Origin of the sequence: Micrococcus sp. GbtcB5 (assembly GCF_019091605.1) — a bacterium.
GTDB classification, from domain to species: Bacteria; Actinomycetota; Actinomycetes; order Actinomycetales; family Micrococcaceae; genus Micrococcus; species Micrococcus luteus.
Window position 1 is genome coordinate 1 of sequence record NZ_JAGXJK010000054.1, and the last position, 3,602, is coordinate 3,602.

The following is a 3,602-nucleotide window of genomic DNA, read 5'->3' on the forward strand; positions in this document are numbered from 1 at the left end:
CATGAACTCCTCGGGGATGCCGATGGTCATGCGCTCCATCGGCTCGTGGACCTTGCCGTCCACGGTCCGGGTGACCACCTGCGGCTTCCGAGAGAGGCGAAAACAGGATAGAACTGATTGGGGCTGTCGTTCCGGAGAGTATTGGTGCCGGTGCGAATCAACGGATTCCAAAGAAGGTCGTGTTTGCTTTTTCGTCCGACCGGGTTCCACTCCTCAGAGAGAGGAAGCGGGATAGCCCTTGACTCACCAAAACGAAGAAAGTAGATATATTCGGCAGCCCGGCCAAAGGTTCCTGCGCGTGACGCCCCTGCGTTGTTGATCGAAGACGTCACCATCGTCATATGCGCCTCAGGGAACGTCTGCTCTAGGAGCATCCCGAGGCGCAGGTACTCCTTCTCGTCAATGGTAACGATCAGGACGGAGTTTTCCGGGCTCAGAAGTTCTTTAGCGACTAGAAGACGCCGTTCCATGAATGAGAGCCACTTGGAGTGGCGGTAGTCGTCGTCGGACTCGACATAGTCGTTGTTGTACTTCCAGTCCTTCGCCCCGGTGTTGTACGGCGGGTCAATGTAGATGCAGTCCACCTTGTGGCGGTGGGTGTAGGTGAGCATCTCGAGGGCGTGGAAGTTCTCGGCGTTGATGACCGTGTGGAACGGTTTGTCCCCACCGTTTTCGACGCGGCCTGTCTCGACCAGACCCGGGTAGATCGGGTCCTCGAACCGGGCGACCACCACCAGGTCCTCGAGTGCTGCTGTTGAGGTGGCCGGCTCGCGGACCTCGGCGTCGATGTCTGCTTCGGTCAGGTGGGCTTGCTTGCCGTCTGGGGTGCGTTCGACGTCGGTGACGACCCAGTGACGGGTGTCCCCGATGGTGAGGCTCCCCCGCGGGGGCAGCACGCGGACGGTGTCTCCACGGCGCACGGGGCGGCCGGGCAGCTCCACAGCTTCGGGCTGATGGCGCTCAAACACAAGACCGAACTGGCTGCGCCGGGTGAGCTGGCGGAACTCAGCCTCTAGGTCTGCGGCCAGCTGTGGGTCGGTCTTGCGGGCCTGGGCGAGCAGGTCAGTCAGTCGAGACACGGGTGTTCTTTCTCTGGGCCGAGTGGCATGGGGCGCTGTCCGCGCTGATCCTGCCCATCCTAGGGACCGGGGATTCCGTGCCGAGCATGGCTTCACACAAGCTTAGGATCAGCTGCGATGCGACTTCGCATCGCGTCATCCGCTCGAGCAAGGAACTCGCCCATGTCACGACGCTCTCTGGCTTCTCTGGCCACTGCCGCTGTTTTCGTCGCCACCGCTGTCCTCGGGGGCGTGGGACCGGCGGCAGCCGGCACCACGTACTCGGCCCCGCTGCGCACGGCTGTGGCGTCGTTGCCGGTGGCGGCGGAGAACAATGCCGGCTATGACCGGGCCGCCCAGTTCGGGGACTGGAAGGATGCGAACAGGGACTGCCAGAACACGCGGGCAGAGGTGTTGATCGCAGAGTCCAAGACCACCCCGAAGTTCACGACGGCCCGTAAGTGCACGGTGGCCACGGGCAAGTGGGTGAGCAGCTGGGATCTGCGGACGCACACGTCTGCTTCGACGGTGCAGATCGATCACATGGTGCCCGTGCATGAGGCGTGGGGCTCGGGAGCCCGGTACTGGACCAAGGCCAAGCGGGTGGCGTTCTACAACGACTTGGGGGATGCCCGGTCGCTGAACGCGCAGACCTCGGCGTTGAACTCGGCCAAGCAGGCCCGCGGTCCGGAGCAGTGGCTGCCGCCGAAGAACCAGTGCCAGTACATCGCGGACTGGACGGCGGTGAAGATCCGCTGGGGGTTGAAGGCTGACGCCACGGAGAAGGCGTTCTTGGTGAAGAAGGCCGCGTCCTGCGCGAACGCCACCCTTAAGGTGACCCGGTACTGAGCCTGCACGGCCGCAATGGTGCCCATCCCCTACTCGTTGACGGTTGCGGGTGTGGGCACTGGCCTGCCCGGGGGCTGGCTCGAGGACTTGTGTTCGTATTTTGTCTGTCATGGCCACCCCTCCACTGGAGCTTGCCGGGAGTCGAGGCGTCTGCTTCCTGCTGCGAGCCCGTCGGTTACCCCCGCCACCCTGTCCAGAGGTCTCGAGGCACCCGCCGTATGGGGCTTCTGCCGTCTTGAGTAGGCGTGGTCCAGGAGCTCCGGTCGTCCGGAGAGCGCGAACATGCTACGGGGGTCTTACCTCACGGCGGGGGACCGCTTCACCGTGCGGGTCGGGGGCGTCGTTGTCGGCATTGGGAAGGTGGCGGTGCAGGACGCGTGGAGTCGGGGCGGCCCGCGGCAGGAGGGCCGGAACGCCGGCCACAAACGACGGTTCGCGGCGCCCAAGGGGAGCGCTCGCTGACTGTCCAGACGCGGTGAAGATCGAACGCGAATCGCGAAGGACGGTTCCCTGGAAAATTTGGGGCGGAAAGCGCCAGATGACTCAGTCCCTGACAGCCTCGATCCACCCGTGCCGGCGGGCCCCCGTGTCCTGCCGTGTGCCGCGGCTGACCACGGTGAACCCCGCCGCGGCCAGCACGCCCGCGAGCTCATCGACCGGCCAGTACCACGCCGTGGTGACGGCATGATCGAAGGCCTCCACCTGGTCTGACGCGAAGAAGCCCAGCAGCAGTGACCCGCCAGGGCGCAGTGCCTGGTGTGCGCGCTCCAGGAGGAGAGGCATCTCCACCGGCGGCGTGTGGATGATTGAGTACCAGCCCAGGATCCCGTCGACGGCGGCTACGGGCAGGGTCTGGAACGAGCCCGGCTCCACGCGTACCTCCGGGTGGGTTCGGTGTGCGTGGGTCACGAACTCTTCGACCGGCTCGATGCCCGTTACGTCATGGCCCAGCGAGGCCAGGTGCGCGGTCCAGTGGGCCGGCCCGCAGCCGACGTCGGCCAGAACCCCATCCACCCGGTCGGCCCAGGCTTCGACCAGCAGCCTGTCGTCCTCGGCCACGGCGTCCATGGTCCCCAGCAGCTCCGTGTACTCGTCCGCGCGGGCGCCATAGGCGGCCCGGCTGGTGAGAAGTCCTTCCCGGGCGGCGTCGTCAGGGGTCACCGCTGCCCCTCCGCCGGCGCGAGGAGCTGCCAGAGCTCGTGGTCCTGCCAGCGGCCGGCGATCCGCAGGTACTGCGGAGCCAGGCCGTACCGCTGGAACCCGTGGTGTTCCAGCACGCGGCGGGAGGCGTGGTTGTGGGGGAGGATCTCGGCCTGCACGCGGTGCAGTCCGAGCTCGCCGAAGGCGATCTGCAGGGCCTGCCCGACGGCGGCGGTCGCCACACCGCGGCCCGTCGCCTCGCGGGCGACCCAGTAACCGATCGAGCAGAACTGGCCGGCCCCGCGCACCACGCTGGCCAGGGTGAGACGACCGAGGATCGAACCCGCCGCGTCGGTGATGAGGAACGCGTAGGAGCGGTCGGCGGCCCGGTCACGGTCTGCCTGTTCGAGGGCCTCGCGCTGCCCGGCCTCCGTGAACCAGTGGGCGGGGCGCTCCGGCTCCCACGGAGCCAGGTGCGCGCGTTGGCTCCGTGCCAGGGCGGCGAGGGCCTCGGCGTCGTCGAGGACGGCAGGGCGCAGACGGACGGGCATGGAT

General features: G+C 66.8%; 4 protein-coding genes. 1 reads left to right on the top strand and 3 read right to left on the bottom strand.

From position 1 onward, the window contains the following. Nucleotides 1-26: 26 nt before the first annotated feature. Nucleotides 27-1,079: a DNA methyltransferase gene (locus tag KVS67_RS11235; RefSeq protein ID WP_217565366.1), complete on the bottom strand. Its 1,053-nt coding sequence runs from the start codon at nucleotides 1,077-1,079 to the stop codon at nucleotides 27-29. 231 nt (nucleotides 1,080-1,310) lie between these two features. On the opposite strand from KVS67_RS11235, the gene KVS67_RS11240 reads away from it, so the two are divergent. Beyond that, nucleotides 1,311-1,907 (top strand): HNH endonuclease family protein, encoded by a 597-nt coding sequence (locus KVS67_RS11240; RefSeq protein WP_368669056.1) that lies wholly within the window; start codon nucleotides 1,311-1,313, stop codon nucleotides 1,905-1,907. 543 nt (nucleotides 1,908-2,450) lie between these two features. Here the strand turns inward: KVS67_RS11240 and KVS67_RS11245 are convergent. Then, nucleotides 2,451-3,068 (bottom strand): class I SAM-dependent methyltransferase, encoded by a 618-nt coding sequence (locus KVS67_RS11245; protein ID WP_368669057.1) that lies wholly within the window; start codon nucleotides 3,066-3,068, stop codon nucleotides 2,451-2,453. Further along, nucleotides 3,065-3,602 (bottom strand): GNAT family N-acetyltransferase (locus tag KVS67_RS11250; RefSeq protein ID WP_254629345.1); only part of this gene is annotated, 538 nt, incomplete at its 5' end. The genes KVS67_RS11245 and KVS67_RS11250, both read right to left, overlap by 4 nt.